Below are 26,756 nucleotides of genomic sequence, written 5' to 3' on the forward strand. Positions count from 1 at the left end.
TGTTCGTCGGGGTGGTCGTGCTCCCCGGGGTCATCCTGCCCGGGCTGCTGCTGCGGTATTCCGTGGGCAGGCTCGCGCGGGGACGTCGCGATGCCGACACCCGGGCCGCCCTGGTGGGTGGTCTGGTCACGGTCGCCGTTCCCGTCGTCGGCATGGGCCTGCTCGGGTATGCCGCCGGCCCCGTCGTCGTCGGGCTGGGCACGGGCCTGCTGCTGCTCGCCGCGTGGCCGGGGTTCGTCATGCTCGTCCTCCTGGCGGTCCGGTGGCGGCTCTCCCGACCCGGCTCTGCGACCCGCTGCAGCGCCGTCGTCGTGCTGGGGATGCCCGTGCCGCACGGCGAGGTGGGCGCGGAGCTCGCAGCGCGGCTGCAGGGAGGGCTCACGCTGCTGGCCTCGGTGACGGGCCGGCCCGATGAGACCGGCAGCGGGGCGACCGGCGACATCGGGGCGGAGCGGGCCGACGTGCCGCTCGTCCTCACCGGCGGCCGCGGCACCCGCGGTCGTCCGGCCGAGGCCGTCGTCATGCAGCGATGGGTCCTGGGGGTCGACCCGCAGGTGTCCGTCGTCCTCGAGGACCGGGCCACCACCACGGTGGAGAACCTCGTGCTCTCGACGGACCAGCTGCGTTCGCGCGGCATACCCCCGCCCTACGCGGTCGTCACCAGCGCCTACCACGCGCCGCGGACCAGCTGGCGCGTCCGCCAGCACCGGCTGCCGCTGCGGGTGGTCGGGGTGCGGGCGCCGGTGGACTCGGCGGCCGGGAGCTACCTGCGTGAGCTGCTCGTCGTGCTCAAGGAGGCCCGGTGGGCGCACCCCGTCGTCGCCGCCCTGGTCCTCGGCGTGGCACTGCTGGCGGTCCTGGCCGCGCGCTGAGGACCCTGGTTCGCCGTCTTTTGCGCAACCTAGTGGCGCATGGCTCGTCACGTCTGGAGCCCCCAAACGCCGCTGGGTCGCCGCCGAGGGCGCATACTAAGGCACACTAGTCTGGCTCTACCTGTAGTTCGACGACTGCTCCGGCGAACGAGACCAGGGCGGTGGAGATCAGCCGTAAAACGTGTGCCATGAAGAGCGAGGCAAGGAGGCCTCTTATGATTCTGCGTGAATATCTTTATGTGGACACTACCGCTGTCCGAGGAATATTGGCTCAGCTGGATGCTGGAATAGTCGAATCTGAAACTTCAGCAAAAGAGTCTGATAAGAAGTCGGCCGGAGGCGTCAAAGGTTTTGTTGAGCACGCTCAAAATTGGTCAGAGGCGCGCACTACAACGAAGGCAATGGCTGATGCCCTTTTCCCCCAGTTGGAGGACGCGCTTGAGTCAGAGGGTTTGCTCGAAGACGTCTCAGAGCTGATAAACAGCGACGATTTCTGGGCAGAGGAAGAAGTCCAGGAGCGACTGCATCCTGGGAAGATTGTCCGTGTGACCGCACCTGGGTACCTGATCGACGCACGATTTATTGCAACCATTCTCGGTGGGTTCGCCGCGGTAGACCGGGGCATGGTGAACATGGGGATCACGCAGGTGGCTGTTGACCCTGTGCTGCCTCCGAAAGCGAAGGGCCCGAAGAGCAAGCCATATAAAGAAATGCCCGGGGAGTCCGAGAATCTTGAGGGGGGCATCCCGATAGGACGCTTAGCCTTTGGCGATGAGAATGGGATAAGCGGTGAGTTTCTGCGCGGCGTTGTGCAGGTGACTCGGGGCATGTTCGCCCCTGGCCTGCATCTTTCTCTAGCTCCCGATGCTGAAGGAGCGGGTGCCATCAGCGTTCGCCTACAAGAGGGTCGTCAATTTCTAGACGTGGAGCCCGATATTCTTTTTGCCAACTATGGGGTCGGTGTGCAGGAATGGACGGTCGTTGGCACCATTGGACATCACCCGTTGCCAACTCCTGATCTTTCAGATGGAGACTTTATGTTCGCGGATGGTGAGGGTGTTCGCCGTGGCGAGTTTGGCCGATACGTGAATCAGTTGGGGACCACGTTGGCCAATCTTGGGTTCACGGACCTGCCCCAGGCTCCGGGCTTTTCCCTCATTCCCTGGGCTGTTTACAGAACTATTGCGATTGCTGGAGTCGGCAAAGAAGATCTATAGGTCAGCAGCAAACACCATCACGGCGTCGGACTCGCCCAGTCCGATGGCCGCGAGCATGTACTGGTACTGCGGGCGGGTCTTGCCGGAGTAGGCGGACACGTCACCGTGAGCAAACTCGCACACCACGGGCCACCCTCGCCGCTCGGCTTCCGCACGGCACTCCTGAAGTTAGCGCTTCACCTACGGCGCTTATTCTCTCCGAGACGGTCCCGACTCATCCTGGCGTAGATGACCGCCGCTCGAGGCGCGATCTGTGGGATGGGGTGAGAACCAGCGAGTAGTCGGCAGAGCGGCTCTGGTGACTGCCACCTGGCACCAGCGTCACCGGGCCGGTCGCAGCCGACGGCATACGGCGTCGAGGTGCTCGACCAGTTCGGGCGGATCGAGCACCTCGACCTCGGTGCCGAGCAGCATGAGCTCCACCGCGAGGTAGTCCAGCGTCTCGCCACCGGTGACGAGCTCGCACCACCCGTCTCCGAGGTCGCGGATCTCCCCGGCCAACGGGGACACCCGGTCCGCCAGGTCCGCCAGCGACATCCGCACCCGGGCGGTCGCGACGTGTCGGTAGGGGGAGCGGGTCACCGACCGGGTGATGTATGCCGCAGGGTCCGGGACCTCCCGGACGGCGCCGCGCAGGGTGCCCACGGTCAGCTCGCGGACCCGGTCGAGACGGAAGCTGCGCCAGTCGTCCCGGTCCAGGTCGAAGGCGAGCAGGTACCACCGGTAGCTCACCGCGACGAGGCTGGCGGGCTCGATCCGCCGCCGTGACTCCTCGCCGTCGCGGGCGACGTACCGCAGCGTCGCGCGCAGCCGGTCGCGGCAGGCGCGCGAGGCGGCCATGAGGATCGCCGGGTCGACGACCGCGGCGGGGGTGCCGACGGTGACCAGGCTGTCGTGCAGGGCGGAGACCTGCTCGCGGGCGCGCCCGGGCATGACCTGGTCGAGCTTGGCGAGGATCCGCACGGCGCTGTCGGCGACCCCGGCCACGCTCCCGCCGGCGGCCAGCCGCAGGCACACGGCGATGGCGACCGCCTCGTCCTCGGCGAGCAGCAGCGGGGGCAGCGAGCCCCCCGCGCCCAGCTGGTAGCCGCCGCCGGTGCCGCTGCTGGCCCGCACCGGGTAGCCGAGCTCGCGCAACCGGTCGATGTCGCGCCGGATGCTGCGGGTGGTCACGCCGAGCCGGTCGGCGAGCTCCTCGGAGGTCCACAGCGCCCGCGTCTGGAAGAGACCCAGCAGCCGCAGCACCCGGGTCGTCGGATCCGTCATGGCGCCACTGTGCCACGGCTGCGGACACCTCCTGTCCGGCTCGCGTGGTGTCCTCGCCGTATGGACGCACTGACGACGGACCTGTGGGAGCAGCTGGACTGGCACTGGCAGGGGCAGGCCAGGCCGAGGCTGGACGGGCTGACCGACGAGGAGTACCTCTGGGAGCCCGCGTCCGGCACCTGGAGCGCACGCCCGCGGGACGCCGCGCCGCCGCCCTCGGTGACCGCGCGCGCCGGGGGCGGGCAGTGGCTCCTGGACTGGGCTCACCCGGAGCCGGAGCCGGCGCCCGTCACCTCGATCGCGTGGCGGCTCGGCCACGTGGTCGTCGGGGTCCTGGGCGCCCGCGCGCACAGCCACTTCGGCGGCCCGACGGCGGACATCCTCACGTGGGACTACGCCGGCACCGCGGCCGGGGCGCTCGACCAGCTCGACGCCGCGTATGCCGCCTGGTCGGCCGGGGTGCGGGGGCTCGACGCCGAGGCGTTGCAGCGGCCGGTGGGACCGGCGGAGGGGCCGTGGGCGGCCGCCCCGATGCTCACCCTGGTCCTGCACATCAACCGCGAGGTCATCCACCACCTCGCCGAGGTCGCCCTGCTGCGCGACCTCTGGGCCAACGGCGTGCGCTGAGCGGCCCCGCGTCCCTCACCGGGCCGGTGCTCAGACCGGTGCTCAGACCGGGGCGCCGGGCGTCCAGCGTGCGGCGGTCTCGTCGCGCAGCATCTGGGAGTTGAGCCAGGGCTCGGGGATGCCGAGGCCCTCGACCAGCTCGAGCGCCTGCGGGCGCAGCTCGGCGCACAGCGTGTTGATCTGCGCGATGACGGCCTTGGCGCGGCCGGCCGACATCCGGTTGTGGGCCTGGAACCATCCCGCGTCGGCGTCGATGGAGCTCAGGGCGTAGAGCGTGCAGAGCCGCTCGAGCACCTCGCGCACCTGCTCGTCCTCGCACGCCTCGACGCCCGTGACGAAGGCCTCCAGCACGAAGCGGTCCATGTGGGTGCGGGCGGCGAGGAGCACGTGGTCCTGCGCCGAGTTGAAGGCCTCGAAGGAGTCCCGGTCGTCGGCCCGGCGCCGCAGCCGGGTCGCGAGGGTCTCCAGGACGTGGCGCTCGCGGTCGGCGAACATCGCGAGGTGCCAGCCGCGGTCGAGCAGGGTGTCGTCCTCGCCCTTGCGGGCCGCCGCCGAGCGCAGCCGCTCGACGAGCGGCCGCGCGGCCGTGGCCTCGACGAACTGCCCGCCGAAGGCGCGAGCGGCGAACTGCACCATGCCGCGCATGTCGAGGTCGCCCCACATCTCCTTGTAGCCCGACAGCAGCCCCTTGGCCACCAGCTGCAGCAGCACCGTGTTGTCGCCCTCGAAGGTGGCGAAGACGTCGGCGTCGCCGCGCAGCGTGGTCAGGCCGTTCTCGGCGAGGTAGCCCGCGCCGCCGCACGCCTCCCGGCACATCTGGATGGTGTCGTTGCTGAACCGCGTCGTGACGGCCTTGAGCCCGGCGGCCCGGGTCTCCAGCTCGCGCTGCGCCTCCTGGTCCTTGGTCGGCATCTCGTGCAGCTCCTGCAGCCGATCGGTGAGCTCGTTGACCGCGAACATGTGGGCGTAGGCCGTGGCGATGCCGGGGATGAGCTTGCGCTGGTGGGCGAGGTAGTCCAGCAGGAGCACCTCGCCGTCGTGCCCGGGCGCGCTGAACTGGCGCCGGCGCAGGGCATACCGGGTGGCGATGGAGAGCGCCTTGCGGGACGCGGTGGCGGCGCCGGCCGCGACGCAGATGCGGCCGCGCACCAGGGTCCCCAGCATGGTGAAGAAGCGCTTGCCGTCGCTGTCGATGTCCGAGACGTAGCGGCCCTCGTCGTCGATGCCGCCGTAGCGGTTCAGCAGGTGGCTGCGCGGGACCCGCACCTGGTCGAAGGTGATCGTCCCGTTGTCCACCCCGGCCAGCCCGCCCTTGGCGCCGTTGTCGCCGAGCGTGACGCCGGGCGCGGGACGCCCGTCCTCGTCGCGGATCGGCACCACGACGACGTGCACGCCGTGCGACTCGCCGTCCACGACGAGCTGGCCGTAGACCGCGGCGACGTGCGCGTCGTGGGCGGCCGCGCCGATGTAGGTCTTGGTCGACGAGGGGGTGGGAGAGTGCACGACGATCTCGTCCGTGGCCGCGTCATAGGTATGCGTGGTCTCCAGCGACGCTACGTCGGAGCCGTGCCCGAACTCGGTCATGGCGTAGCACCCGACCTGCTCCATCGACAGGATGGGCGGCAGGAAGGTCTCGTGGTGCCACTGCGTGCCGAGCGCCGTGACCGCCCCGCCGTAGAGGCCGAAGTGGACCCCGGACTTCACGGTGAGCGACAGGTCGCCGTGGGCCGTCATCTCGAAGTCGACGCACGAGCGGCCGACGTCGTCCAGGCCCCCCTGGGCGACCGGGAAGCCGCTGCCGGCCATGCCCAGCTCGATCAGCCGCCGCAGGGCGTCGGTGGTCCACTCGCGCGCCTCGGGCATCGTGAGCTCGGGGTCGCGCACCATGGTCGAGGCGGGGACGGTCGCGCGGGCGAGGTCACGGACCGGGCCGTAGCGGCCGCCGGTCGCCCGGCGCAGGGCCTCACCGAGGTCGGTGAGCTCCTCGTCCGACTGCGGCCGGGTCGCCGCCGCGTCGGCGCTGGCCGGCATGCTGACGTCGGTGTCCGGCTGCGGGGTGTGGGTCTGCGGCTGGGCGGACGTGGTCATGGGCGGGGTCCTCCTGCGAGTGCGGGGCGGATGAGCTCGACGACGGCGTGGGTGGCCGCGTCGACGCTGAGCTGGGTGGTGCTGCGGCCGGTGAGGAAGTGGTCGGCGCTGGCGCGCACGAGCCCGACGATGCCGTGGCCCCAGGCCAGGGCCAGCGTGTCCGCCTCGTCCGCGCGACCGGTGTCGAGCAGGTGGCCGCGGATGGCGACGGCGATCTGCTCGCCGACCCGGTCGGTGAGGCGGTGCACCGGGTCGTCGGGGTCGCCCTCGGTGGTCTCCAGGGGGCGGGTCATGACGAAGCGGTAGATCTCCGGGTCCCGCTGCACCAGCGCGAGGTAGGACCGCACCATGGCCTCGATCCGGGTGACGACGTCGCCGCCCTGCTGCTGCGCGGCCTCCAGGTCGGTGAGGACGTTCTCGTCGACGGCCTGCACGACGGCGCCGTAGAGACCGGCCCGGTCGCCCAGGTGGCGGTAGAGGACGGTCTTGCTCGTCCCGGCCTGCGCGGCGATCTCGTCCATGCCGACGCCCGCGCCGTGGCGGCGGATCGCCTTGAGGGCGGCCTCCACGAGCTGCCGGCGGCGGCGCGCGCGGTGCGCCTCCCACCGGGAGTCCCGCCCGTCCCGGGGCACGGCCACGGCCTGGTCCGCGCCGTCGGTCTGGATCGTCATACCCTCGAGAGTACCGCGTACCTGCTGTATCGGCTACAGTCGGTATCAGATAGTCGTCCCGCCGTGACCCCGCCCGCGAGGAGATCCCCATGCCCGACCAGCTCACCGATGCCGTCATCCTCGGCGGCAACCGGATCCCGTTCGGCAAGGCGGGGGGTGCCTACGCCGATGCCTCCAACCAGGCCATGCTCACCTCCACCCTCGACGGGCTCGTCGCCCGCTTCGGGCTGGCGGGCGAACGCCTCGGGGAGGTCGCCGCGGGCGCCGTCCTCAAGCACGCCCGGGACTTCAACCTCACCCGCGAGGCGGTCCTCGGGTCGGCGCTGGCCGCGACGACCCCGGCCTACGACCTACAGCAGGCCTGCGGCACCGGCCTGGAGACGGTCATCCAGGTCGCCAACAAGATCCGGCTGGGGCAGGTCGACTCCGGCGTCGCCGGTGGCGTCGACTCGGCCAGCGACGCGCCCATCGCCGTCGGGGAGGGGCTGCGCAAGGCTCTGCTGGGCGCCAGCAGGGCCCGCACGCCGATGGCCCGGGTCAAGGCGCTGGCCGCGGTCCGGCCGGGCGACCTGGCCCCGGAGACGCCGCGCAACGCGGAGCCGCGGACCGGGCTGTCCATGGGGGAACACCAGGCGCTGACCGCCCGCGAGTGGGGCATCACCCGGGAGGCGCAGGACGAGCTCGCCGCCGCCAGCCACCACCAGCTCGCGGCCGCGTGGGACTCCGGCTTCTTCGACGACCTCGCCACCGGCTTCCTGCGGCTCTCCCGCGACGAGGGGCTGCGGCCGGACACCTCGGTCGACAAGCTCGCCGGGCTGTCCCCGGTCTTCGGCAAGGGCGAGGGCGCGACGATGACCGCCGGCAACTCGACGCCGCTGTCCGACGGCGCCGCGCTGGTCCTCCTCGGGAGCCCGCAGTGGGCCGCGGAGCACCGGCTGCCCGCCCTGGCGCGCTTCGTCGACGCCGAGGTCGCGGCCGTGGACTACGTGTCCGGTGACGAGGGCCTGCTCATGGCCCCCGCGTACGCCGTGCCCCGGCTCCTCGCCCGGCAGGGGCTGACCCTCGACGACATCGACCGGTTCGAGATCCACGAGGCCTTCGCCTCCACGGTCCTGGCCACCCTGGCCGCCTGGGAGTCCGAGGAGTTCTGCACCGGCCGGCTGGGGCTGGACGGTCCGCTCGGCCGGGTGGACCGCAGCCGGCTCAACGTGCACGGCTCCTCGCTCGCCGCCGGGCACCCGTTCGCCGCCACCGGCGGCCGCATCGTGGCCACCCTGGCCAAGATGCTCCACGACCTGGGGCCCGGCTCGCGCGGGCTCATCTCCGTCTGCGCGGCCGGCGGCCAGGGTGTCGTCGCGATCCTGGAAGGGTGCTGACATGGCCGACCTGATGCAGCTGCTGACCACCAACCCGCTCGCCAAGCAGCTCGGGGTGCCGCAGGCGGCCCGGCTGCGGCGCGGACGCGAGCTGCCCTCCGGGCCGGTGGCCGTCGGCGCCGTCGGCGGGGGCACGCTGGCCGTGCGCACCCTGGAGCTGCTCGGGGTGCCGACCCGCGTGGCCCTCGTCGACCGCCCCGAGACCCGCGTCAGCGAGACCACCGACGACGGACGGACCCGCGAGGTGCCCGAGGCATACCCCGGCAGCATCGGCGCCCTGGTGGTCGATGCCACCGGCGCGACCTCGATCGCCGACCTCGAGGTCGTCCGCGGGCTGCTGCGCCCGGCGATGAAGGGCCTGGAGCGCTCGGGCCGGGTCGTCGTGCTGGGGATCGAGCCGGAGACCGCCGGGGCACCCACCGCCGTGGCGACCCAGCAGGCGCTGGAGGGCATCGTGCGCAGCGTCGGCAAGGAGCTGCGCGGAGGGGCCACGGCGAACCTCGTGCGGGTCGACCTGCTCACCGCCGAGCCCACCTCGCCGGCCGAGCTCGCCTCCACCGTCCTGTTCCTGCTCCACGGCCGCTCGGCCTACGTCTCGGGCCAGGTGCTGCACGTGGGGCACGGCGCGGGCGACCCGCAGGCGGACGAGGTGCTGGCCGACCGCCCCTTCGAGGGGCGGGTCGTCGTCGTCACCGGCGCCGGCCGCGGGATCGGTGCCGGGATCGCCCGTACCCTCGCCCGGGACGGGGCCCTGGTGGTCGCGGTGGACGTCCCGGCCGGGGGGCAGGGGCTGGCGGAGGTCGCGAACAGCATCGGCGGCACGGCCCTCCAGCTCGACATCACCGCCCCGGACGCGGGCGCGCGCATCGCCGCGCACGTCGCCCAGCGCTTCGGCGACATGGGCCGTATCCACGCCATCGTGCACAACGCCGGCATCACCCGCGACAAGCTGCTCGCCAACACCGACGAGGAGCGCTGGGGCAGCGTCCTGGAGGTCAACCTGGCCGCCCAGATCCGCATCAACCAGGTGCTGCTGGACGACGGTCTGCCGGGGGGCCTCGACGACGGCGGACGCATCGTGGGGGTCGCGTCGACCTCGGGCATCGCGGGCAACCGCGGGCAGGCCAACTACGCCGCGTCCAAGGCCGGGGTCATCGGCCTCGTGCGCGCCATGGGGGCGGACCCCCGCCTCGCCGAGCGCGGGATCACCGTCAACGCCGTGGCCCCGGGCTTCATCGAGACGGAGATGACCGGCAGGATGCCGGTGGCCACCCGGGAGGTGGCGCGGCGGATCAACAGCCTGCAGCAGGGCGGCCGGCCGGTGGACGTCGCCGAGACCATTGGCTACCTCGCCGACCCGGCCAGCTCGGCGGTCACCGGTGAGGTGCTGCGCGTCTGCGGCCAGAGCCAGATCGGGGCGTGAGCAGGGTGGACGTCGACGTGGAGCTGCTCGACCGGACGCCGCGCGTGGCGACCTCCTTCGCAGCCGGTGTCGCCACCGGGCTGGGCCGGCCCGGGGCCAGCGGCCAGCTGCCCGCGCGCCGCCTCGTGCTGCCCGGCGTCCGCCAGGACGTGCCCAGGCTCGCCGGGTTCTGCGAGGTCACCGGTGGCCTGCTGGCCGACACCGTGCCGGCCACCTGGCTGCACGTGCTCACCTTCCCGCTCCAGGTCCGGCTCATGTCCGCCCGTGACTTCCCCTTCCCCATGCTCGGCATGGTGCACGTGGGCAACCGGATGCGGGTGCACCGGCCGGTGCGGGTGAGCGAGGAGCTCACCCTCTCCACCTGGGCCGAGCGCCTCGCGCCGCACCGCAAGGGCAGCACCGTCGACCTCGTCGGCGAGGTCCGCGTCGCCGACGAGCTGGTCTGGGAGGGGCGCAGCACCTACCTCGTGCGCGGCGCCACGCCCCCCGGCGCGACCGCCGAGGGGACGCCGTCGTCCGGGGGCCACCCCGGCACCGACGGGTCGCCCGAGGGTCGCCCCGGCGCCGACGGGTCGTCCGGAGGCCCGGTCAGCCCTGCCGTCGAGGCGGTCGGACGGCAGGTCGCGCTGTGGCGCCTCCCGGCCGACCTCGGGCGTTCCTACGCGCGGGTGGCGGGGGACGCCAACCCCATCCACCTCTCGGCGCTCAGCGCCAAGGCGTTCGGCTTCCCCCGCGCCATCGCCCACGGCATGTGGACGCACGCCCGGGCGCTCGCCGCCGTGCAGCCGCGCCTGCCCGAGCGGTACGCCGTCTCCGCGACCTTCCTCAAGCCGATCCTGCTGCCCTCGACGGTGGTGCTGCGCACCGGCGGGGAGGGGCTCGGCGACCTCGCCGTGACCGACCGCGAGGGCTCCCGCACGCACCTGTCGATGCAGGTCGACGGGCCGCTCTGAGCGGTCCTGGCGCAGGCCGTGGCCGTTTTGGATTCGCCCGCCGGCCTCGTGTAAAGTTGCGTCTCGCTGCCTGCGGGCCTCCGCCCGCCAGGATCCACAGCCCGCCCCTATAGCTCAGTCGGTAGAGCGTCTCCATGGTAAGGAGAAGGTCAACGGTTCGATTCCGTTTGGGGGCTCTGGTGAGCCGGTTCGCCGGGCGCCGCGAGGCGGAGTAGCTCAGCTGGTTAGAGCGCACGACTCATAATCGTGAGGTCGCGGGATCGAGCCCCGCCTCCGCTACCACGTACCGCGCAGGTACGGACCGCACAAGCACAGATCCACACCGAGAGCAGGTTGCACCGTGGCTAAGTCCACCGACGTTCGCCCCAAGATCACCATGGCGTGCACGGAGTGCAAGGAGCGCAACTACATCACCAAGAAGAACCGGCGGAACAACCCCGACCGGCTCGACATGGCGAAGTTCTGTCCGCGCTGCGGCAAGCACACCGCGCACCGCGAGACCCGCTGACCTCCGCGTCGCCGACGACGACCAGGCCGTCACCCGTCCAGGGTGGCGGCCTTCGTCATACCCGACCGCGCTCCGGACCAGGGGGGTGGATCGCTAGGGTGAGAGGTATGCCTGTCAACCCTGACTACGCCGGTCGCGCGTACCCCCCGGCCGGCCCCTTCGAGGTGACCCGCGAACAGCTCGTGGCCTTCGCCGACGCGGTGGGGGCCGGCGGCCCGGCCCACCGCGACCCGGAGGCGGCACGCGCGATGGGCTACGCGGACGTCGTCGCGCCGCCGACCTTCGCGGTCCGGCTCGCCCAGCAGTGCGAGGCGCAGCTGGTGGAGGACCCGGGGGCGGGCATCGACTTCTCGCGCGTCGTGCACGGCCAGGAGGGCTTCGTGCACCACCGCCCGATCACCGCGGGCGACCGCCTGACCGGCACGCTGCACGTCGACACCATGCGCGAGGCGGGCGGCCACGGCATGGTGGCCACCCGCGTGGAGCTCGTCGACGCCGACGGGGCGGCCGTCACGACCGTGACCTCGACGATCGTGGTCCGGGGGGAGGGCTGATGAGCGACCTCACCCGCACCGTGACCGTCGACCGCGCCCGCCTCGTGGCCTACGCCGAGGCCTCGGGCGACCAGAACCCGATCCACCAGGACGCCGAGGTCGCGCGCCGGGTCGGTCTGCCCGACGTCATCGCCCACGGCATGTGGACCATGGGTGCCGCGCTCGAGCTCGTCACCGATCTCGTCGGTGGTGACCCGGGCCGCATCCTGTCCTGCCAGACCCGCTTCACCGGCATGGTGGTCGTGCCCGAGGGGGAGACCGTCGAGGTCCTCGTCACCGGTGTCGTGAAGAAGGTCGACGAGGCCGCCGGGACCCAGACGCTGGAGCTGAGCGCGACCTGTGCGGGGGAGAAGGTGCTCGGCCGCTGCCAGGCGGTGGTGCGCCCGCTCGGGGCCCAGGCGTGAGAGCGCCGGAGCCGCGGGGTGCCGAGACCGGTGCCCCGAGCCTGGACGATGCTGTCCCGGCGGGCACGACCCTCGCCGGGCTGACGACCATGCGGGTGGGCGGGGCGCCCCGACGGTTGGTCACCGCGCGGACCGAGGCCGAGCTCGTCGAGGCGGTCCGCGGCTGCGACGAGGCCGGTGAGCCGCTGCTCGTCGTCGGCGGGGGGTCGAACCTCGTGGTCGCGGACGAGGGGTTCCCCGGGACCGTCGTCCTGGTGCGCACCCGCGGCGTCGAGGTGCCGCACGACTCGGCCTGCGGCGGGGTGAGCGTGACGGTCGCCGCGGGCGAGGACTGGGACGAGCTCGTCGCGCGGGCCTGCGCGCAGGGGTGGTCGGGGATCGAGGCGCTCTCCGGCATACCCGGGTCGACCGGCGCGACGCCGGTCCAGAACGTCGGCGCCTACGGGCAGGAGGTCGCCCAGACCGTGGCGCAGGTGCGGGTCTGGGACCGCGTCGAGCAGCGGGTCCGCACGATGTTCGCCGCCGACCTGGGCTTCGCCTACCGGCACTCCGTGCTCAAGGAGTCGATGGTCGGGCCGGGGGCCGCCCCCGGCACGGTGACCCCGCGCCACGTGGTGCTCACCGTCACCTTCTCGTTGCGCCCCACCGAGCTGTCCCAGCCCATCGGGTATGCCGCGCTCGCCGACGGTCTCGGTGTCGACCTGGGGGAGCGCGTGCCGCTGGAGCGGGCCCGAGAGGCGGTGCTGGAGCAGCGACGACGCCGGGGCATGGTGCTCGACCCGCAGGACCACGACACCTGGTCGTGCGGGTCCTTCTTCACCAACCCGGTGCTGTCCCGGGAGGAGCTGGAGCAGGTGCGGCTGCGGGCGGAGGAGAGCGTCGGCCAGGACCGCCGCTCCGCGGTGCCGCCGACCTACCCGACGGATCGCGAGGACCACGTCAAGACCTCGGCCGCGTGGCTCATCGAGCACGCGGGCTTCGGTCGGGGGTTCGGGTCGAGCACCGGGCGACCGGCGGGCCTGTCCACGAAGCACACGCTCGCCGTCACGAACCGAGGCCACGCCAGCGCGGCCGACGTCGTCGCCGTCGCGCGCGAGGTCCGGGACGGGGTCGAGCAGACGCTGGGGGTGCGGCTGGTCAACGAGCCGGTGCTGGTGGGCCTCACGTTGTGAGGATCGGCCCCGCGCCCGCTCGCTCCGCCTGCCAGGTGCGCGCCCTCGCGGGTAGGGGCCACGATGACCTCATGAGACGTCACCGGCGGCCCGTCCTCCTCCTCGCCCTCCTCGGCGTCGGGCTCACCGTCTACGGGTGCGGGACCGAGGGCGCCGACCCCGGCGGGGGAACCGCCGCGCAGACGCCCACGTCGGGAGCCGCCGCCGAGGAGGTGGTCGGCATCGGCATCGTCATGCAGCGCTCTGCCGAGGAGCCTCCTGAGTTCTGCGTCGGTCCGGTCGCGGAGTCGATGCCGCCCCAGTGCCGGGGGCCGGTGCTGGCGGGCGAGTTCTCGTGGGAGGACGTGGAGGCGCGGCAGCAGGGTGAGGTCCGGTGGACGGACGAGACGTACTACGGGGTCGGCACCTACGCGCCCGACGGCGGCGAGCAGGGCACGTTCACGCTGACCCGGCCGCTGACGACCGAGCAGCCGCAGGGCTACCCGCCCCTCCGCCCGGCCGAGGGGTGACCACAGGAGCATCCGGCCCGCCAGGCTCCGGGGCCGTCCTCGGGGAACCCTGGTGCTCCCTCGCCGGGTCGACGCGGACCTTCACCCGTGACCGTCCTCTGGGACGCGCCGGCGGCCTACCCGGGCCAGCGCGGACCCTCGCCCGGCGCCTGGGGCCGCGGCTGCTTCCCGTAGCGGACTCCCGGCGGGATCGCGAAACCCTCCGCGGTCCACCGTGGCCGGGGACCAGAGCTGCGTCCTCCGAAGTAGTCGTGGAACCACCACCACCGCGGTCCGTACGTGCTCGGTCGCACTGCACGGTGGGCAGGGAACCGACGACCGGACCGGTCTACCGCGACCAGGTCGGCCTCCTCCCAGCTGATGACCGGCATACCGTCGGGGCCGAGCACCGCCAGACCCACCCCGGCCCGACGCAGGAGCTCGAGGCAGACGTCCAGGGTGAGCTGCTCGGCGTGGCGCTCCGCCCGGGCGACCAGGCTCTGGTGGACACCCCAGCTCTGCGCCAGCGCACGTTGGCTCCATCCCCGCTCCCGGCGGAACGCGCGCAGCGCCAGCCCCACCTGCTCGGCCGCTCCCGGTCGTCGCGGCCCGGCCACCTCGCTCCCGGGCGAGGTCGGCACCCCGTCCGGGCACTCCTCGCCGTCACCCACGTGCGTCGCACCGGTGTCGATCGCTGCCATCCGTCCCCCCTCATCGCTCCTCGTGCCGCCACCCTGCACGGCCCGGCCGGCGCCCGCCACCGCCCCGCGCCCGTCTGTGGACGGCGCACCGGTCCCGCCACCCCTGGGGATACCGACCCCCACCGCACCCCCTGCGCCGGAGACGTCACGTTGATCTCCCTCCCGGATCACCCCGCCGGTGAGGCGCCACCGGACTCAACGGCGGGCTGACACCTGCCGGGGGTCACCCGTGCCGCTGAGTCACCAGCTGACTCAGCCCGCCACTGACTCTCGAGCGGGGTCAGTGGCGTGCTGATCCGGCTGGGGGATCAGAGTGACGTGTCCGGCGCAGGTGGGTGCGCGACCGCCCAGTTATATGGCGGACACCGCCGGGGTCACGCGTCCGTGGGGGGTTCGGGGGAGTCGAGCCAGGCGTCGACCTCGGCGAGCAGCTGACGTCGGGTCGACGGGGAGGCCACGGACCCCTCGATGGAGCCGCGGGCCAGGAGCGCGAGTGCGTCGTCGTCGAGCCCGTGGTCGAGGCGGGCCGAGACGTACTGGTCGGCCAGGCGGCTGCCGAAGAGCAGCGGGTCGTCCGCACCGAGCGCGACGCGCGCGCCGACCTGGAGCAACCTGGGGAGGGGTACGGTGCCGAGGTGCTCGTAGACCCCGAGCGCGACGTTGCTCCCGGGGCAGACCTCGAGCGTCACCTGCTCGTCCACCACCCGCGCCAGGACCGACTCGTCCTCGACGGCCCGGATGCCGTGCCCCAGCCGGTCCGGGAGCAGGTGGTCGAGCGCGACGGCCACGTGGTCGGCCCCCAGCAGCTCCCCGGCGTGCGGCACGCTCGCCAGGCCCGCCTTCGCCGCGATCCGGAAGGCCGGCTCGAAGTCACCGGTCCAGCCGCGCCGCTCGTCGTTGGACAGGCCGAAGCCGACGACCGTCCCGGCGGAGTCACCGGCGTGCCGGGCCGCGAGGCGGGCGAGCGCCCGGGCGTCCAACGGGTGCCGCATGCGGGAGGCGGCCACGACCACCGCGACCTGGGTCGGCCCCGCTGCGGAGACCGAGCGCGCCTCGTCGAGCACGATCTCCAGGGCAGGGGTCAGGCCGCCTACGAAGGGGGCGTATGACGTCGGGTCGACCTGGATCTCAAGCCACCGCGATCCCTCGGCGGCGTCGTCCTGCGCCGCCTCCCGCACGATGCGCCGCATGTCCGCCTCGTCGCGGACGACGGCCCGGGCCGCGTCGTAGAGGCGCTGGAACCGGAACCAGCCGCGCTCGTCGTGCCCGGACAGCCGCGGCGGCCACTGGCTGGTCAGGGCGTGCGGCAGGCGCAGGCCGTGCTTGTCCGCCAGGTCGCGCACGGTGTCCACCCGCATCGACCCGGTGAAGTGCAGGTGCAGGTGGGCCTTGGGCAGCGCGAGCAACGAGCGCGTGCGTCCAGGCATCCCCCCAGGGTAGACGGGGGATGGCCCCCTGGGAGAGGTCCCCGGCGCTCGCTAGAGTCGCTGCCGTGACCGTGATCCAGACGACGGCGCTGACCAAGCGCTACGGCTCCGCCCAGGTGCCCGCGCTGGACGACCTGAGCATCGAGGTCGTCGACGGGGTGACCGGCCTCGTCGGCGCCAACGGCGCCGGCAAGTCCACCCTCATCAAGATCCTCCTCGGCCTGCTGGCACCGACCTCCGGCTCCGCGAGCGTGCTCGGCCACGACATCGAGGGGTCGGGGGAGCAGATCCGCCGGGCCGTGGGTTACATGCCCGAGCACGACTGCCTGCCCCCCGACATGCGCTGCATCGACTTCGTGGTCCACATGGGTCGGATGTCGGGACTGCCGCCGGCCCCGGCCCGCGAGCGCGCCGCCGACGTCCTGCGCCACGTCGGCCTCGCCGAGGAGCGCTACCGGCTCATGGGTGGCTACTCCACCGGGATGAAGCAGCGAGCGAAGCTCGCCCAGGCCCTCGTGCACGACCCCGAGCTGGTGATGCTGGACGAGCCCACCAACGGTCTCGACCCCGCAGCGCGGGACGACATGCTGGCCCTCGTGCACCGCATCGGGCACGACTTCGGCATCCCCGTGCTCGTGACCTCGCACCTGCTCGGCGAGCTGGAGCGCATCAGCGACCACGTGGTCGTCCTCGACGGCGGGCGACTGCTGCGCTCGGAGGCGACCCGGAGCTTCCTCGCCGACACCGGCACGGTGCTCGTCGAGGTCACCGGCGAGGGGGACGCCCAACGGCGGATGGGGGAGGCCCTGGCCGCGCGCGGGCTCAGCTGCCGTCCGCACGGCGGCCTCATCGAGATCGACCCGGTCACCCCCGACCTCGCGGCCGACCAGGGCGGCACGCCCGAGGGTGGACCGGCCCCCGAGGCCGGCGACCGTGACGGGGAGGCCGCCGCGGCCGCCCACGACCGGCTGCGCGACCTCGTGCGTGACACCGCTGCCGACCTCGACCTCGGGCTGGTCCGAGTGCAGGCCCGCACGGGCCGCCTCGAGGATGTCTTCCGTGACGAGGTGCCGGCATGAGCTCGCCGGGCAGCGCCGGGGTCATCCACGACATCGGCTACCGACGGTATGCCGGTGAGCGCACCTCCCGCGCCGGCATCACCCGGGCGCTGCTCCTCTCCGGCGTCCTGGCCGTCTTCGGTTTCGGGCGCTCCGGCAAGGCCAAGGTGCTGCCCTTCGCCCTGCTGGGGATGACGCTCGTCCCGGCCGTCATCCAGGTGGGGATCATGAGCATCATCGGCCTCTCCGCCGACCTGCTCAACTACTCCGCCTACAACGCCGGCTCCTCCTTCCTCGTCGTGCTCTTCGTCGCGGCCCAGGCGCCGGTGCTCTTCAGCCGTGACCTGCGCTCCGGCGTCATCAGCCTCTACCTCGCCCGCCCCCTGGGCGCCACGGCCTTCGCGCTCACCCGGTGGGCGTCCCTGGTGCTGGCCATCCTGGCCTTCGTGCTCACCCCGCTGCTCGTGCTCTTCATCGGCGGGCTCGCCGCCGGCGCCAGCTTTCGGGAGGAGCTCCCGCGGGTCGCGGTGGCCCTCGCCGGGGCGGTGCTGCTGGCCATGCTGGTCGCCACGGTCGCCTCGCTCGTCGCCTCGTGGACCCTGCGGCGAGGCCTGGCCATCGCCGGCTCCATCATGGTCCTGCTCGTCGGGCTCGGCGTGACGGCCGGGCTGCAGGAGGTCGCCAGCACCGAGGGCGCCACCGGACTGGCGCACTGGGCGGCCCTGCTGTCCCCCTTCGTGCTCGTCGACTCGGTGCAGGTGGCCCTCGGTGACGCGACCGGCCAGTTCCCCGCCCCGGCCGACAGCGTCGCCACCGGGCTGCTGCTGCTCGGCGCCGCCCTCGCCCTCATGATCCTCGGGATGGTGCTGCTCGTGCGCCGCTACCGCAGCAAGGGGGCGTGATGACCGACCTCACCCTCACCGGCGTCTCGCGGTGGTACGGCAACGTCGTCGCCGTCAACGACGTCACCATGTCCATCCGCCCCGGCGTCACGGGGCTCCTCGGCCCCAACGGCGCCGGCAAGTCGACCCTCATCGCCATGATGGCCGGGTTCCTCGCGCCCTCCGCCGGCGACATCCGCCTCGGGGAGGCGCCCGTGTGGCGCAACGTCGGCGCCTACCGTGACCTGGGCCTGGTCCCCGAGCGCGAGGTGAGCTTCTCCTACCTCACCGGCCGCGCCTTCGTGCAGGCCACCGCCGAGCTCCACCGGCTCGCGGACCCGCGCGCCGCGACGGCGCGGGCGCTCGCCGAGGTGGACCTCGTCGACGCCGCGGACCGGCCGATCAGCACGTTCTCCAAGGGGATGCGGCAGCGCGCCAAGCTCGCCTCGGCGCTGGTGCACGAGCCGACGGTGCTGCTGCTGGACGAGCCCTTCAACGGCGTCGACCCCCGGCAGCGCATGCACCTCATGGAGCTGCTGACCCGGATGGGGGAGCAGGGGCGCACCGTGCTCTTCTCCAGCCACATCCTCGAGGAGGTCGAGCAGATCGCCCGTCAGATCGAGGTCGTGGTCTCCGGCCGGCACGCGGCCAGCGGGGACTTCGGCGCCATCCGGCGGCTCATGACCGACCGCCCCAGCCACTACGTCGTGCGCTCCAGCGACGACCGCGGCCTGGCCTCGATGCTCATGGGCCTGGGCGGGGTGCGCTCGGTCGCGCTCGGCCGCGTGGGGACCGGCGAGGCGATCACGGTCGAGGTGACCGACATGGGCGAGTTCACCCTGGCCCTGCCCCGGCTGGCCCGGTCGGCCGGCATCACGGTGCGCGAGCTCGCGCCCTCGGACGAGAGCCTGGAGTCGGTGTTCACCTACCTGGTGCAGTCATGAACCTCACCATCATGCGTCTCGCCCTGCAGGCCCTCGTCGGCCAACGGCGCGGCCTGGTCATCCTCACCCTGCCCGTGCTGCTCGTCGCCCTGGCCGGCGTGCTCCGCGCGCTGACCGGCGAGCCGGTCTCGGCCAACGCCGTGGTCGTCGAGGTCGGCATCGCGCTCGTCGTCCCGCTGGTGGCGCTGCTCGCGGCCAACGGGGTCCTCGGCCCGGAGATCGACGACGGCTCGGTCGTCTACCTCCTGTCGACACCCGTGAGCAGGTATGCCGTGGCCGCCTCCAAGTTCGTCGTCGCCGCCGGTGTCGCCGCGGTGGCCGCGGTCACCGGGCTGCTGGGGGCGACGCTCGCCGGCGGGCTGAGCGGCCGGTGGGTGGTCGTGTCGGTCGTGGTCGGGGCCGGAGGAGCGGTGCTCTACACCGCACTGTTCAGCGCGATCGCGGCCGCCACCCGGCACGGGATGATCGCCGGTCTCGTCTACGTCACCGTGGTCGAGAGCCTGCTCGGCCGCTTCCTCGGGGGCTTCCGCTACGTCTCCGTGCGGGCCTTCGCCGAGCGGCTGGGAGAGGTGGCCGCCGACGTCGACCTGCCGGTGGCCGACCTGTCGACGACCTACGCCGTCATCGCCTCGCTGGTCCTGCTCGGTGTCGGTGTCGGCGGGGCCGGCTGGCGGCTGGCGCGCTTCCAGCTCAGGGGCGACGAGTAGGCGCAGCCCCCGACGCCGCTGCTGCGCCGGGCCGGCGGGTGCGGCGCCAGGCCCGTCGCAGCGAGGCCAGCACGGCCCGGTCCAGCGGCGCGAACTCCCGGGAGATCGTGGGGCCGGGCAGCGCCCGCCGGCCCTGCTCGTCGCGCCAGCGCGCGTGCTGCGCCGCCCGGGCCGGGGCGTCGAGGACCTGCAGGATCCGGTCCACGGCCCGCAGGATCGAGCCGCGCAGCAGCCACTGGTCGGTCGGGCCGCCCCCGGACTCCATGAGCATGAGGTCGGTGAGGATCGCGCGGGTCTCCCGCAGCAGCTCCATGTTGTCGTCGAGCAGGGCGCGCCGCCGCTCCGGGTCCCCGCTGGTCTCGGCCTCGACCAGCTCCCCGAAGGAGTCGATGCAGCTGCCGACGTCACGCAGCACGACCGCCACCGCCGCCCGCACCTCGTCGGAGAACTCCGGCGCGCCCTCGGGGTCCTCGTCGCGGGCCTCGTGGCCCAGGGCGACGAAGAGGGCGCGGGTGGCGGCGGCGGAGTCCTGCAACGAGTCCAGGCCGGAGCGCAGCAGCGGGCTGACGTCCGCGCGCCCGATCGTGCGGGTGTTCCACTGCCACATCTCACTGACCCGCCCGACGAGCTCGCCCGCCCGGCCCAGGTCGTCACCGACGTCGCGGGCGGCGCGCAGGTGGGCGGCGATCGACTCACCGGTGACCCTGCCCTCGTCGATGTCGTCGGCCGCCGCGGCGAACACCTCCGCCTGGCGTCGGGCCACGGTGCGCACGGAGGCGGCGGCGGCGCCGACGGGGATCGCCGGGGGCCACAGCAGCGGGAGCAGGATCCCCACCGCGGCACCGATGAGGGTGGTGAGCACCCGCGTCTCGGCCGCCGTGTTCTGCAGCGAGGCCCCGAGGATGAGCATGCCGCTGATCGGGGTCTCCAGCGCCTGCGGCCCCAGGCGCAGCAGGCTGCCCAGCAGCAGCGAGACGAAGATGACCAGGCCCAACGACCACCAGGTGAGGCCGAACCAGATGGAGACGACGAGAGCGACGCCGATGCCGGTGAGCACGGCACCCACCCGCACCATCCCCATCCGCAACGAGCCGGTCGCGCTGGCCTGGGTCACCAGGATCGCGGTGAGCGAGCAGGTGAGGTCGATCGGCCCCACGGTCACCGCGCGGGTGATGGCGTAGGCGAGCACGGCGGCCGTGGTCACCCGCACGAGGTTCATCCAGTCGGGCCGCCACCCGAGGACCAGCGCGTGCCACCCGTCGGTCGCCCAGGCCCGCGCCCGGGCGGTCGGTGACGAGAGGCGGGGCATACCCTCATCACACCACGCGCGCCGCAGCCTGGGAAGGCCGCGTGACCTGCGGATTGAATATTTATACGAGGTCGCGCATACACTCGTGGCATGTCCAAGGTCTTGACGAGCATCCCTGTCGGTGAACGTGTCGGCATCGCCTTCTCCGGAGGTCTGGACACCTCGGTCGCGGTGGCGTGGATGCGAGAGAAGGGCGCCGTGCCCTGCACCTACACGGCCCACATCGGTCAGTACGACGAGACCGACATCGACGGCGTGCCCGGCCGCGCGGAGGAGTATGGCGCACAGGTCGCCCGGCTCGTCGACTGCCGTCCCGAGCTCGTCGAGGAGGGTCTGGTGGCCCTGGCCTGCGGCGCCTTCCACATCCGCTCCGGGGGCCGCACCTACTTCAACACGACCCCGCTGGGCCGCGCCGTCACCGGCACGATGCTCATCCGGGCGATGAAGGAGGACGACGTCCACATCTGGGGCGACGGCTCCACCTACAAGGGCAACGACATCGAGCGGTTCTACCGCTACGGCCTGCTGGCCAACCCCCAGCTGCGGATCTACAAGCCGTGGCTGGACGAGGCCTTCGTGCACGAGCTCGGCGGCCGCGACGAGATGAGCCAGTGGCTTTCCGAGCGCGACCTGCCCTACCGCGCGAGCAAGGAGAAGGCCTACTCCACCGACGCCAACATCTGGGGCGCGACCCACGAGGCGAAGAAGCTCGAGCACCTCGACGTCGGGATGGAGGTCGTCGAGCCCATCATGGGCGTGCGCTTCTGGGACCAGGACGTGCAGATCCCGGCCGAGGACGTCACCGTGTCCTTCCGCGACGGGCGCCCGGTCGCCATCAACGGCGACGACTTCGGCGGCGACGCCGTGGCGCTGGTCATGGAGGCCAACGCGATCGGCGGCCGGCACGGGCTCGGCATGGCCGACGAGATCGAGAACCGCATCATCGAGGCCAAGTCGCGCGGGATCTACGAGGCGCCGGGGATGGCCCTGCTGCACATCGGCTACGAGCGCCTCGTCAACGCCATCCACAACGAGGACGTCATCGCGGCCTACCACACCCAGGGTCGTGCGCTCGGCCGGCTGATGTACGAGGGCCGCTGGCTGGACCCGCAGGCGCTGATGATCCGCGAGTCGCTGCAGCGGTGGGTCGCCTCGGCGGTCACCGGTGAGGTCACCCTGCGGCTGCGCCGCGGCGAGGACTACACGATCCTGGCGACCGACGGCCCGGCCTTCAGCTACCACCCGGACAAGCTGTCGATGGAGCGGGTCACCAACGCCGCCTTCGGCCCGACCGACCGGATCGGCCAGCTGACGATGCGCAACCTGGACATCGCGGACTCCCGCGCCCGGCTGGAGCAGTACGTCTCGATGGGCCTGCTCGGCGTCGGCGCTGCGGCGCAGGCCCAGGGGCTCGGCGGTGAGGCCGAGGCGGCACCGTCACGTCTCGGGCTGGCCTCCACCTCCTTGGTCGGCGACCTCACCCCGGGCGGTGCGGACCGCATCGCCGGGGGCGTCGGCCCGACCGAGGACGAGGAGGAGTCGCTGGACTGGGCGGCGATGGAGTTCGGCACCGACTGAGCGGCTCAGGCTGGCGTCGGTGCTGTCCTGAGCAGCGGCCTGTTCACCTGGGCCGCGAGGCGCTCTGCGTCCTCATCGACCTTGACGGCGTTCCTCTTGACCGGAGCTGCGGACGGCGAATGGTCTGGATGCGGGCCAGCTCTGTCACGCCTGAGAAGCACGTCCCCTCGCCACCTCGACCGCACCGGTGTGCCGGTCGCGCCCAGCGGCCGTCGGTCACGTCGCTGCGTCAGTACCACTCGCGCCGGGGGGTCCCCAGCTCGTCCCGGAAGCCGTTCTCCGTGAGGTCGTCGTCGTAGTCCTCGCCGTCGCCCTCGGGGACCACATCGGTGTCCCACTCCAGGCCCACGTTCTGCCGCTCGATCAGCGGCTGCCCGTTCTCGTCCCGGATCCAGTCGCCCCGCCCGCCCTCGGCGTTGATGGCGTCGGGGTCCCACCAGTGGTCGGCGTCCCCGCCCTGGGAGCGAAACTGGTTGATGTGCCCCAGCTCGTGGAAGAGCACGACGATCGGCGGTTTGCCGGTCCAGCCGTTGGGGTCCGTGGTGTTATTGATCCCGCCCTGGTAGTCAGGGTTGATGGTCACCACGTAGCCGTCCGGACTGGCGTAGCCGTTCTGCTCGTCGAACTCGCGGATGGTCACCTTGTCCTTCCCCATGCCCAGGAAGCCGGACTCGTCGTAGTGCCGGCCCTGGGCCTCGAGCATCTCCTGCCCGGTCTCGCTGGAGGCCATCATCTGCAGGTCGGCCAGCATCCGCTGCTTGAAGGCGTCGCTGCCGTCCACCTCGAACTCCAGCCACCGGGTGTAGTGCTCCTCCGACGGGATCTCGATGGTGATCCGCTGCTCACCGTCCATCGTGTCGTGGTCCTCGCCGGTGAGCTTGTCGGTGCCCTGGCCTCCGGTGAAGGAGTCGGTGCCGGACCCGGCATACATCGTGTCGTCACCGGCGCCGCCGTGGCCGGTGTCGTCGCCGAAGCCGCCGGAGACGATGTCATCGCCCTGACCTGCGAAGAGCCGGTCGTCGCCGGTCGCCCCCTCGAGGTAGTCGTTGCCCTCTCCACCGGAGATGACGTCCTCCCCGTCCATGCCGTAAAGGACGTCGTTGCCCAGCCCGCCGAAGACCTGGTCGTCCCCGCCCCCGCTGTCGACGTAGTCGTCGCCCGCGCCACCATGCACGACGTCGGCCCCGCTGCCCAGCTCCAGGGTGTCGGCCCCCTCGCCACCGAAGGCCTCGATGTCCCCGGTGGCGCCTTGTGCCGAGACGGTGTCGTCACCCTCACCGCCGGAGAAGCGGAGGTTCACCTCGGTGCCGGAGGGGACGGTGATGGTGTCGCTGCCGCCCCCGGTGTTGATGACGACCTCTTGGTCCGCGGGGATGCGTACCTCTTCCACCACGCACTGCGACTCGGTGTAGTGCGTGACCGTCAGCACCGTCTCGCCGGTGTCCGGGTCGACCGTGACCTCGATCGTGTCATTGCCGCTGCCGGTGGTCACCGTCGTCGTGTCGCCCAGGGTGGTCTGCATGATGCCGTAGGACACACCCGTCGGATAGTCCCAGTTCGGTATGCCGTCGGCCGGCCCCGCCCAGTCGTCGCTGATGTCCTTGGCGCGTTGGGAGATCGAGTCCAGGGTCGACGCACGGCCGCTCAGGGTGCGGCCCAGCTCCTCGCGGATGCCCTGAGCCTTCCCCTGCTCGACCGCGATCTCGGGGGGTTGGTCCTCGTCGTCGGGCCAGGTGAAGGTCACCGAGCCGAAGAGGCGGAGGGCTGTGGAGCAGGCGCTACTGGCCCGGACGAAGCTGGAGTCGAGGTGGTTCTGGGCGTTCTCCACGTCGGCGTCGATGACGGCGAGCACCTGCTGCAGCGCACCCGCCTCCTCGCTCGCACCGTGGAGAGCCGTCCTGAGCGTGGGGGCATAGGAGAGGTAGGACTCCGCCCGGTTCCCCTCCCAATGCTCGGTGAGGTCGTCACGAGTGGTCCTCACCGTCGCCGCGGCATCCGCCAGCGCGGTAGCGAAGGACGTGAGGCGTGTGCGAGCGGTCAGCAGCCATCCCGTGTCGGCGTCGAGGTCCCAGACGTCATCGACGGTGATGCTGCTCATCGGCCCGGCTCCGGCAGCTCGATCGGATCGCTGCAGACGAGAGCGGTCCCCGGCGCGTCGGCGGCGATGGTCGAGGCGAAGGGCTCCTCCTGCCCGGGTGTGGGACCGGGGGCGATCTGCACGCAGATCTCGAGCGCGGTCACGGAACCGGGGTCTGAGAGGGGATCCTCGGTCACGGTGATCGTCTCGGACCCGCTGGGCAGGTCCGTGCGGAGCGGAAGGAGGACGAAGGCGGTGTCCTCGGCGGCGCCACCCGGCTCGACCGTCGTGCTGGAGGCCCGGTGCAGGGCGGCGGGCAGAACCCCCTCGGGGATGCCGAAGACCTGCTTCGACAGGCGCACGACGCCCTCCTCGCTCCCGGCGCTGACCCATGCGGCGGCGGGAGCCTGGGTCGCGGAACGAGCCTGAGAGGCCGCCCGGTCCTGGGCGACCTTGATCGGCTCCGGGCCCTCGTTGGTGACGGTGTAGGACACCAGGACGCCCTCGATGCCGCTCGTGAAGCCCTCCGGCGCGGTGGCGATCTCGGCGGAGCCGGTGACTGAGGCCCTCAGGTCGGCCTCGACCGGCGCGGTGGACTGCTCCGTGTCATCCCCCGCCGTGACGTCCTCGCTCGTGCTCGTGCCGGGCTGCTGCTCGTCCTGCATACCGTCTCCCTGCTGGGTGCATCCGGCCAGGAAGATCGCGACCGCGCTCACGACGGCGAGGCTCTGCACCGGCTTCATCGGGGGACTCCGCCGCCGTCGCCCTTTGAGCCGCTACCACCGCCACTGCTTCCACCATCGCTGCCGCCAGAGGAGTTCGCCGCCTGGTCCAGCTCACGGGAGGCCTGTTGGAGGTAGTGACCGTCCGTGGCGCAGGTGGCGCCTAGCCGCCCGGAAGCGGCCAGCAAGGTCGACACCGCCGTGTCGAAGACGTCGGCGACGTTCGAGGCGGCGGCCGCGTCACCCAGGCACGAGACGTCGAAACTGCGGTAACCACCCAAGGTGGTGTCGGCACCCTGGAGGTCGGTCGCGCAAGTCATCATCGTGTTACCCGCGTCGTTCAGCCGTGCTGGATCCCCACCAACCACGTCCTCACCCCCCTGGTCCGCAGGTTACCGCATGCTCAGCGGGCCTCGCCCAGCAACGCCTGGATCCGCCCGACGCCCTCGCGCAGGTCCTCGTCGCCGAGGGCATAGCTCAGCCGCAGGTAGCCGCTGGGACCGAAGGCCTCACCGGGCACGACTGCGACCTCGACCTCGTCCAGGATCAGCGCGGCGAGCTCAGCGCTGGTCTGCGGCGTCCGCCCCCGGATCTGCTTGCCCAGCACCCCCTCGACCGAGGGGTAGGCGTAGAACGCACCCTGCGGCACCGGGCACTCCACGCCCTCGATCACGTTGAGCATGTCGACCATGAGGGTGCGTCGCCGGTCGAAGGCGACCTTCATCTCGTCCACGGCGTCCAGGCTGCCCTCGAGCGCCGCGATGGCCGCCCGCTGGGAGACGTTGGCGACGTTGGAGGTCGCGTGGCTCTGCAGGTTGGTCGCCGCCTTGATGACGTCCTGGGGGCCGATCATCCAACCCACCCGCCAGCCGGTCATGGCGTAGGTCTTGGCCACCCCGTTGAGGACGACGCACGTGTCCGCCAGCTCGGGCACGAGCACCGGCATGGACGGCGCCTGCGCGCCGTCGTAGAGCAGGTGCTCGTAGATCTCATCGGTGATGACCCAGATGCCGTGCTCCAGCGCCCAGCGGCCGATCGCCTCGACCTGCTCCGGCGGGTAGACCGCGCCGGTGGGGTTGGAGGGGGAGCAGAACAGCAGCGCCTTGGTGCGCTCGGTCCGCGCCGCCTCCAGCTGCTCGACGGTCACGAGGTATGCCGTCTCGGCGTCCGCGCCGGCGAAGACCTCCACGGGCGAGCCGCCGGCGAGACGGATCGCCTCGGGGTAGGTCGTCCAGTAGGGGGTGGGAAGGATGACCTCGTCGCCCGGGTCCAGTAACGCCGCGAAGGTGTTGTAGACCGCCTGCTTGCCGCCATTGGTGACGAGTACGTTGGCGGGCTCCACGGCATACCCCGAGTCGCGGCGCGTCTTGGCGACGATCGCCTCCTTGAGGGCGGGGAGACCGCCCGCGGGGGAGTAGCGGTGGTTGACCGGGTCCGAGCAGGCGTCGACGGCGGCCTGCACGACGTAGTCGGGGGTCGGGAAGTCCGGCTCGCCGGCGCCGAAGCCGATGACCGGCCGCCCCTGCGCCTTGAGGGACTTGGCCTTGGCGTCGACGGCCAGGGTGGCCGACTCGGCGATGGATCCGATGCGGGTGCTGATGCGGGTCTGCTCGCTCACGTGTCCCATCATGGCATCGACGCTTCACGCGGCGTCAGCCCGTGGTCGTCTTTGGCCAACCTGTCGGCCGTCCCGTATGCTGAGCGTTCGGGTGCTCGCACCACGCGCCAGCCTG

27 protein-coding genes and 2 tRNA genes are annotated in these 26,756 nt (G+C 72.3%); 18 read left to right on the forward strand and 11 right to left on the reverse strand.

What is annotated here, in order from left to right; genetic code table 11:
- The first annotated feature begins 11 nt into the window (after positions 1 to 11).
- Positions 12 to 872 carry a YdcF family protein gene (locus tag AVL62_RS05160; protein ID WP_058890596.1) on the forward strand — a complete coding sequence of 287 codons (861 nt, stop codon included), beginning with the start codon at positions 12 to 14 and terminating at the stop codon, positions 870 to 872.
- A 188-nt stretch (positions 873 to 1,060) separates the two neighbouring features.
- A complete protein-coding gene (locus tag AVL62_RS16990) occupies positions 1,061 to 2,089 on the forward strand; it encodes a DUF6414 family protein (protein WP_161937839.1) in 1,029 nt (342 codons plus the stop codon).
- Here AVL62_RS16990 and AVL62_RS18040 read toward each other — a convergent pair.
- Positions 2,084 to 2,212: a hypothetical protein gene (locus AVL62_RS18040; protein WP_268793633.1), complete on the reverse strand. Its 129-nt coding sequence runs from the start codon at positions 2,210 to 2,212 to the stop codon at positions 2,084 to 2,086. The genes AVL62_RS16990 and AVL62_RS18040 overlap by 6 nt on opposite strands.
- A gap of 198 nt (positions 2,213 to 2,410) precedes the next feature.
- Positions 2,411 to 3,355 carry a helix-turn-helix transcriptional regulator gene (locus AVL62_RS05165; RefSeq protein ID WP_058890597.1) on the reverse strand — a complete coding sequence of 315 codons (945 nt, stop codon included), beginning with the start codon at positions 3,353 to 3,355 and terminating at the stop codon, positions 2,411 to 2,413.
- A gap of 60 nt (positions 3,356 to 3,415) precedes the next feature.
- Between AVL62_RS05165 and AVL62_RS05170 the strand changes: the two genes are divergently transcribed.
- Positions 3,416 to 3,982, forward strand: coding sequence for a DinB family protein (locus AVL62_RS05170; protein ID WP_058890598.1), 567 nt, complete (start codon positions 3,416 to 3,418; stop codon positions 3,980 to 3,982).
- A gap of 42 nt (positions 3,983 to 4,024) precedes the next feature.
- Here the strand turns inward: AVL62_RS05170 and AVL62_RS05175 are convergent, their stop codons facing one another.
- Together AVL62_RS05175 and AVL62_RS05180 are read right to left on the reverse strand one after the other, a co-directional pair.
- On the reverse strand, positions 4,025 to 6,070 hold the full coding sequence (locus tag AVL62_RS05175; RefSeq protein ID WP_058890599.1) for an acyl-CoA dehydrogenase: 2,046 nt from the start codon (positions 6,068 to 6,070) through the stop codon (positions 4,025 to 4,027).
- A complete protein-coding gene (locus AVL62_RS05180) occupies positions 6,067 to 6,741 on the reverse strand; it encodes a TetR/AcrR family transcriptional regulator (protein WP_058890600.1) in 675 nt (224 codons plus the stop codon). Before AVL62_RS05180 ends, AVL62_RS05175 begins: the two co-directional genes overlap by 4 nt.
- A gap of 89 nt (positions 6,742 to 6,830) precedes the next feature.
- Between AVL62_RS05180 and AVL62_RS05185 the strand changes: the two genes are divergently transcribed.
- From AVL62_RS05185 to AVL62_RS05230, 10 genes are all read left to right on the forward strand, one after another.
- Positions 6,831 to 8,117 carry an acetyl-CoA C-acetyltransferase gene (locus AVL62_RS05185; protein ID WP_058890601.1) on the forward strand — a complete coding sequence of 429 codons (1,287 nt, stop codon included), beginning with the start codon at positions 6,831 to 6,833 and terminating at the stop codon, positions 8,115 to 8,117.
- Between the two features lies 1 nt (position 8,118).
- Positions 8,119 to 9,540: a 3-oxoacyl-ACP reductase gene (locus AVL62_RS05190; RefSeq protein ID WP_058890602.1), complete on the forward strand. Its 1,422-nt coding sequence runs from the start codon at positions 8,119 to 8,121 to the stop codon at positions 9,538 to 9,540.
- On the forward strand, positions 9,537 to 10,493 hold the full coding sequence (locus tag AVL62_RS05195) for a MaoC/PaaZ C-terminal domain-containing protein (RefSeq protein WP_058890603.1): 957 nt from the start codon (positions 9,537 to 9,539) through the stop codon (positions 10,491 to 10,493). The genes AVL62_RS05190 and AVL62_RS05195 overlap by 4 nt, the downstream gene beginning before the upstream one ends.
- Before the next feature lie 103 nt (positions 10,494 to 10,596).
- Positions 10,597 to 10,669 (forward strand) — tRNA-Thr (locus tag AVL62_RS05200).
- Between the two features lie 29 nt (positions 10,670 to 10,698).
- A tRNA-Met gene (locus AVL62_RS05205) sits at positions 10,699 to 10,775 on the forward strand.
- Between the two features lie 58 nt (positions 10,776 to 10,833).
- A complete protein-coding gene (rpmG, locus tag AVL62_RS05210; protein ID WP_010148718.1) occupies positions 10,834 to 11,001 on the forward strand; it encodes a 50S ribosomal protein L33 in 168 nt (55 codons plus the stop codon).
- Between the two features lie 107 nt (positions 11,002 to 11,108).
- A complete protein-coding gene (locus tag AVL62_RS05215) occupies positions 11,109 to 11,555 on the forward strand; it encodes an FAS1-like dehydratase domain-containing protein (protein ID WP_058890605.1) in 447 nt (148 codons plus the stop codon).
- Complete coding sequence (locus AVL62_RS05220) at positions 11,555 to 11,959, forward strand: MaoC/PaaZ C-terminal domain-containing protein (protein WP_058890606.1); 405 nt, start codon at positions 11,555 to 11,557, stop codon at positions 11,957 to 11,959. Before AVL62_RS05215 ends, AVL62_RS05220 begins: the two co-directional genes overlap by 1 nt.
- An 89-nt stretch (positions 11,960 to 12,048) precedes the next feature.
- Entirely contained in the window at positions 12,049 to 13,131 is a 1,083-nt protein-coding gene (locus AVL62_RS05225; RefSeq protein ID WP_058890668.1) for a UDP-N-acetylmuramate dehydrogenase, read from the forward strand.
- A 71-nt stretch (positions 13,132 to 13,202) separates the two neighbouring features.
- Positions 13,203 to 13,640, forward strand: a complete 438-nt coding sequence (locus AVL62_RS05230; RefSeq protein ID WP_058890607.1) for a hypothetical protein — start codon at positions 13,203 to 13,205, stop codon at positions 13,638 to 13,640.
- A gap of 116 nt (positions 13,641 to 13,756) precedes the next feature.
- On the opposite strand, the gene AVL62_RS05235 is transcribed toward AVL62_RS05230, so the two are convergent.
- Positions 13,757 to 14,320, reverse strand: a complete 564-nt coding sequence (locus tag AVL62_RS05235; protein WP_058890608.1) for a helix-turn-helix domain-containing protein — start codon at positions 14,318 to 14,320, stop codon at positions 13,757 to 13,759.
- A gap of 374 nt (positions 14,321 to 14,694) precedes the next feature.
- Positions 14,695 to 15,747, reverse strand: coding sequence for an adenosine deaminase (locus tag AVL62_RS05240; RefSeq protein ID WP_058890609.1), 1,053 nt, complete (start codon positions 15,745 to 15,747; stop codon positions 14,695 to 14,697).
- Between the two features lie 65 nt (positions 15,748 to 15,812).
- On the opposite strand from AVL62_RS05240, the gene AVL62_RS05245 reads away from it, so the two are divergent.
- Genes AVL62_RS05245 through AVL62_RS05260 form a run of 4 tightly spaced genes read left to right on the forward strand, consistent with a single transcriptional unit; the run spans position 15,813 to position 19,337 of the window.
- Entirely contained in the window at positions 15,813 to 16,826 is a 1,014-nt protein-coding gene (locus AVL62_RS05245) for an ABC transporter ATP-binding protein (protein ID WP_062946255.1), read from the forward strand.
- Positions 16,823 to 17,707: an ABC transporter permease gene (locus AVL62_RS05250; RefSeq protein ID WP_058890611.1), complete on the forward strand. Its 885-nt coding sequence runs from the start codon at positions 16,823 to 16,825 to the stop codon at positions 17,705 to 17,707. Before AVL62_RS05245 ends, AVL62_RS05250 begins: the two co-directional genes overlap by 4 nt.
- A complete protein-coding gene (locus tag AVL62_RS05255) occupies positions 17,707 to 18,630 on the forward strand; it encodes an ABC transporter ATP-binding protein (protein WP_058890612.1) in 924 nt (307 codons plus the stop codon). The genes AVL62_RS05250 and AVL62_RS05255 overlap by 1 nt, the downstream gene beginning before the upstream one ends.
- Positions 18,627 to 19,337, forward strand: a complete 711-nt coding sequence (locus AVL62_RS05260; protein ID WP_058890613.1) for an ABC transporter permease subunit — start codon at positions 18,627 to 18,629, stop codon at positions 19,335 to 19,337. Before AVL62_RS05255 ends, AVL62_RS05260 begins: the two co-directional genes overlap by 4 nt.
- Here the strand turns inward: AVL62_RS05260 and AVL62_RS05265 are convergent.
- A complete protein-coding gene (locus AVL62_RS05265; RefSeq protein ID WP_058890614.1) occupies positions 19,321 to 20,646 on the reverse strand; it encodes an FUSC family protein in 1,326 nt (441 codons plus the stop codon). The two genes, AVL62_RS05260 and AVL62_RS05265, sit on opposite strands and share 17 nt — an antisense overlap.
- A gap of 90 nt (positions 20,647 to 20,736) precedes the next feature.
- On the opposite strand from AVL62_RS05265, the gene argG reads away from it, so the two are divergent.
- The gene (gene argG, locus AVL62_RS05270; RefSeq protein ID WP_058890615.1) at positions 20,737 to 22,224 is read left to right on the forward strand and encodes an argininosuccinate synthase; all 1,488 of its coding nucleotides are present in this window, start codon (positions 20,737 to 20,739) and stop codon (positions 22,222 to 22,224) included.
- Positions 22,225 to 22,453: 229 nt separating this feature from the next.
- Here argG and AVL62_RS05275 read toward each other — a convergent pair whose 3' ends face one another.
- Genes AVL62_RS05275 through AVL62_RS05290 form a run of 4 tightly spaced genes read right to left on the reverse strand, consistent with a single transcriptional unit; the run spans position 22,454 to position 26,650 of the window.
- Positions 22,454 to 24,322 (reverse strand): M91 family zinc metallopeptidase, encoded by a 1,869-nt coding sequence (locus AVL62_RS05275; RefSeq protein WP_058890616.1) that lies wholly within the window; start codon positions 24,320 to 24,322, stop codon positions 22,454 to 22,456.
- A complete protein-coding gene (locus tag AVL62_RS17240) occupies positions 24,319 to 25,044 on the reverse strand; it encodes a hypothetical protein (protein ID WP_058890617.1) in 726 nt (241 codons plus the stop codon). Before AVL62_RS17240 ends, AVL62_RS05275 begins: the two co-directional genes overlap by 4 nt.
- Positions 25,041 to 25,391: a hypothetical protein gene (locus tag AVL62_RS17245; RefSeq protein WP_161937840.1), complete on the reverse strand. Its 351-nt coding sequence runs from the start codon at positions 25,389 to 25,391 to the stop codon at positions 25,041 to 25,043. The genes AVL62_RS17240 and AVL62_RS17245 overlap by 4 nt, the downstream gene beginning before the upstream one ends.
- A 35-nt stretch (positions 25,392 to 25,426) precedes the next feature.
- On the reverse strand, positions 25,427 to 26,650 hold the full coding sequence (locus AVL62_RS05290) for a pyridoxal phosphate-dependent aminotransferase (RefSeq protein WP_058890669.1): 1,224 nt from the start codon (positions 26,648 to 26,650) through the stop codon (positions 25,427 to 25,429).
- Between the last annotated feature and the right edge of the window lie 106 nt (positions 26,651 to 26,756).

Source organism: Serinicoccus chungangensis (genome assembly GCF_001483745.1).
In the GTDB taxonomy this organism is placed as follows: domain Bacteria; phylum Actinomycetota; class Actinomycetes; order Actinomycetales; family Dermatophilaceae; genus Ornithinicoccus; species Ornithinicoccus chungangensis_A.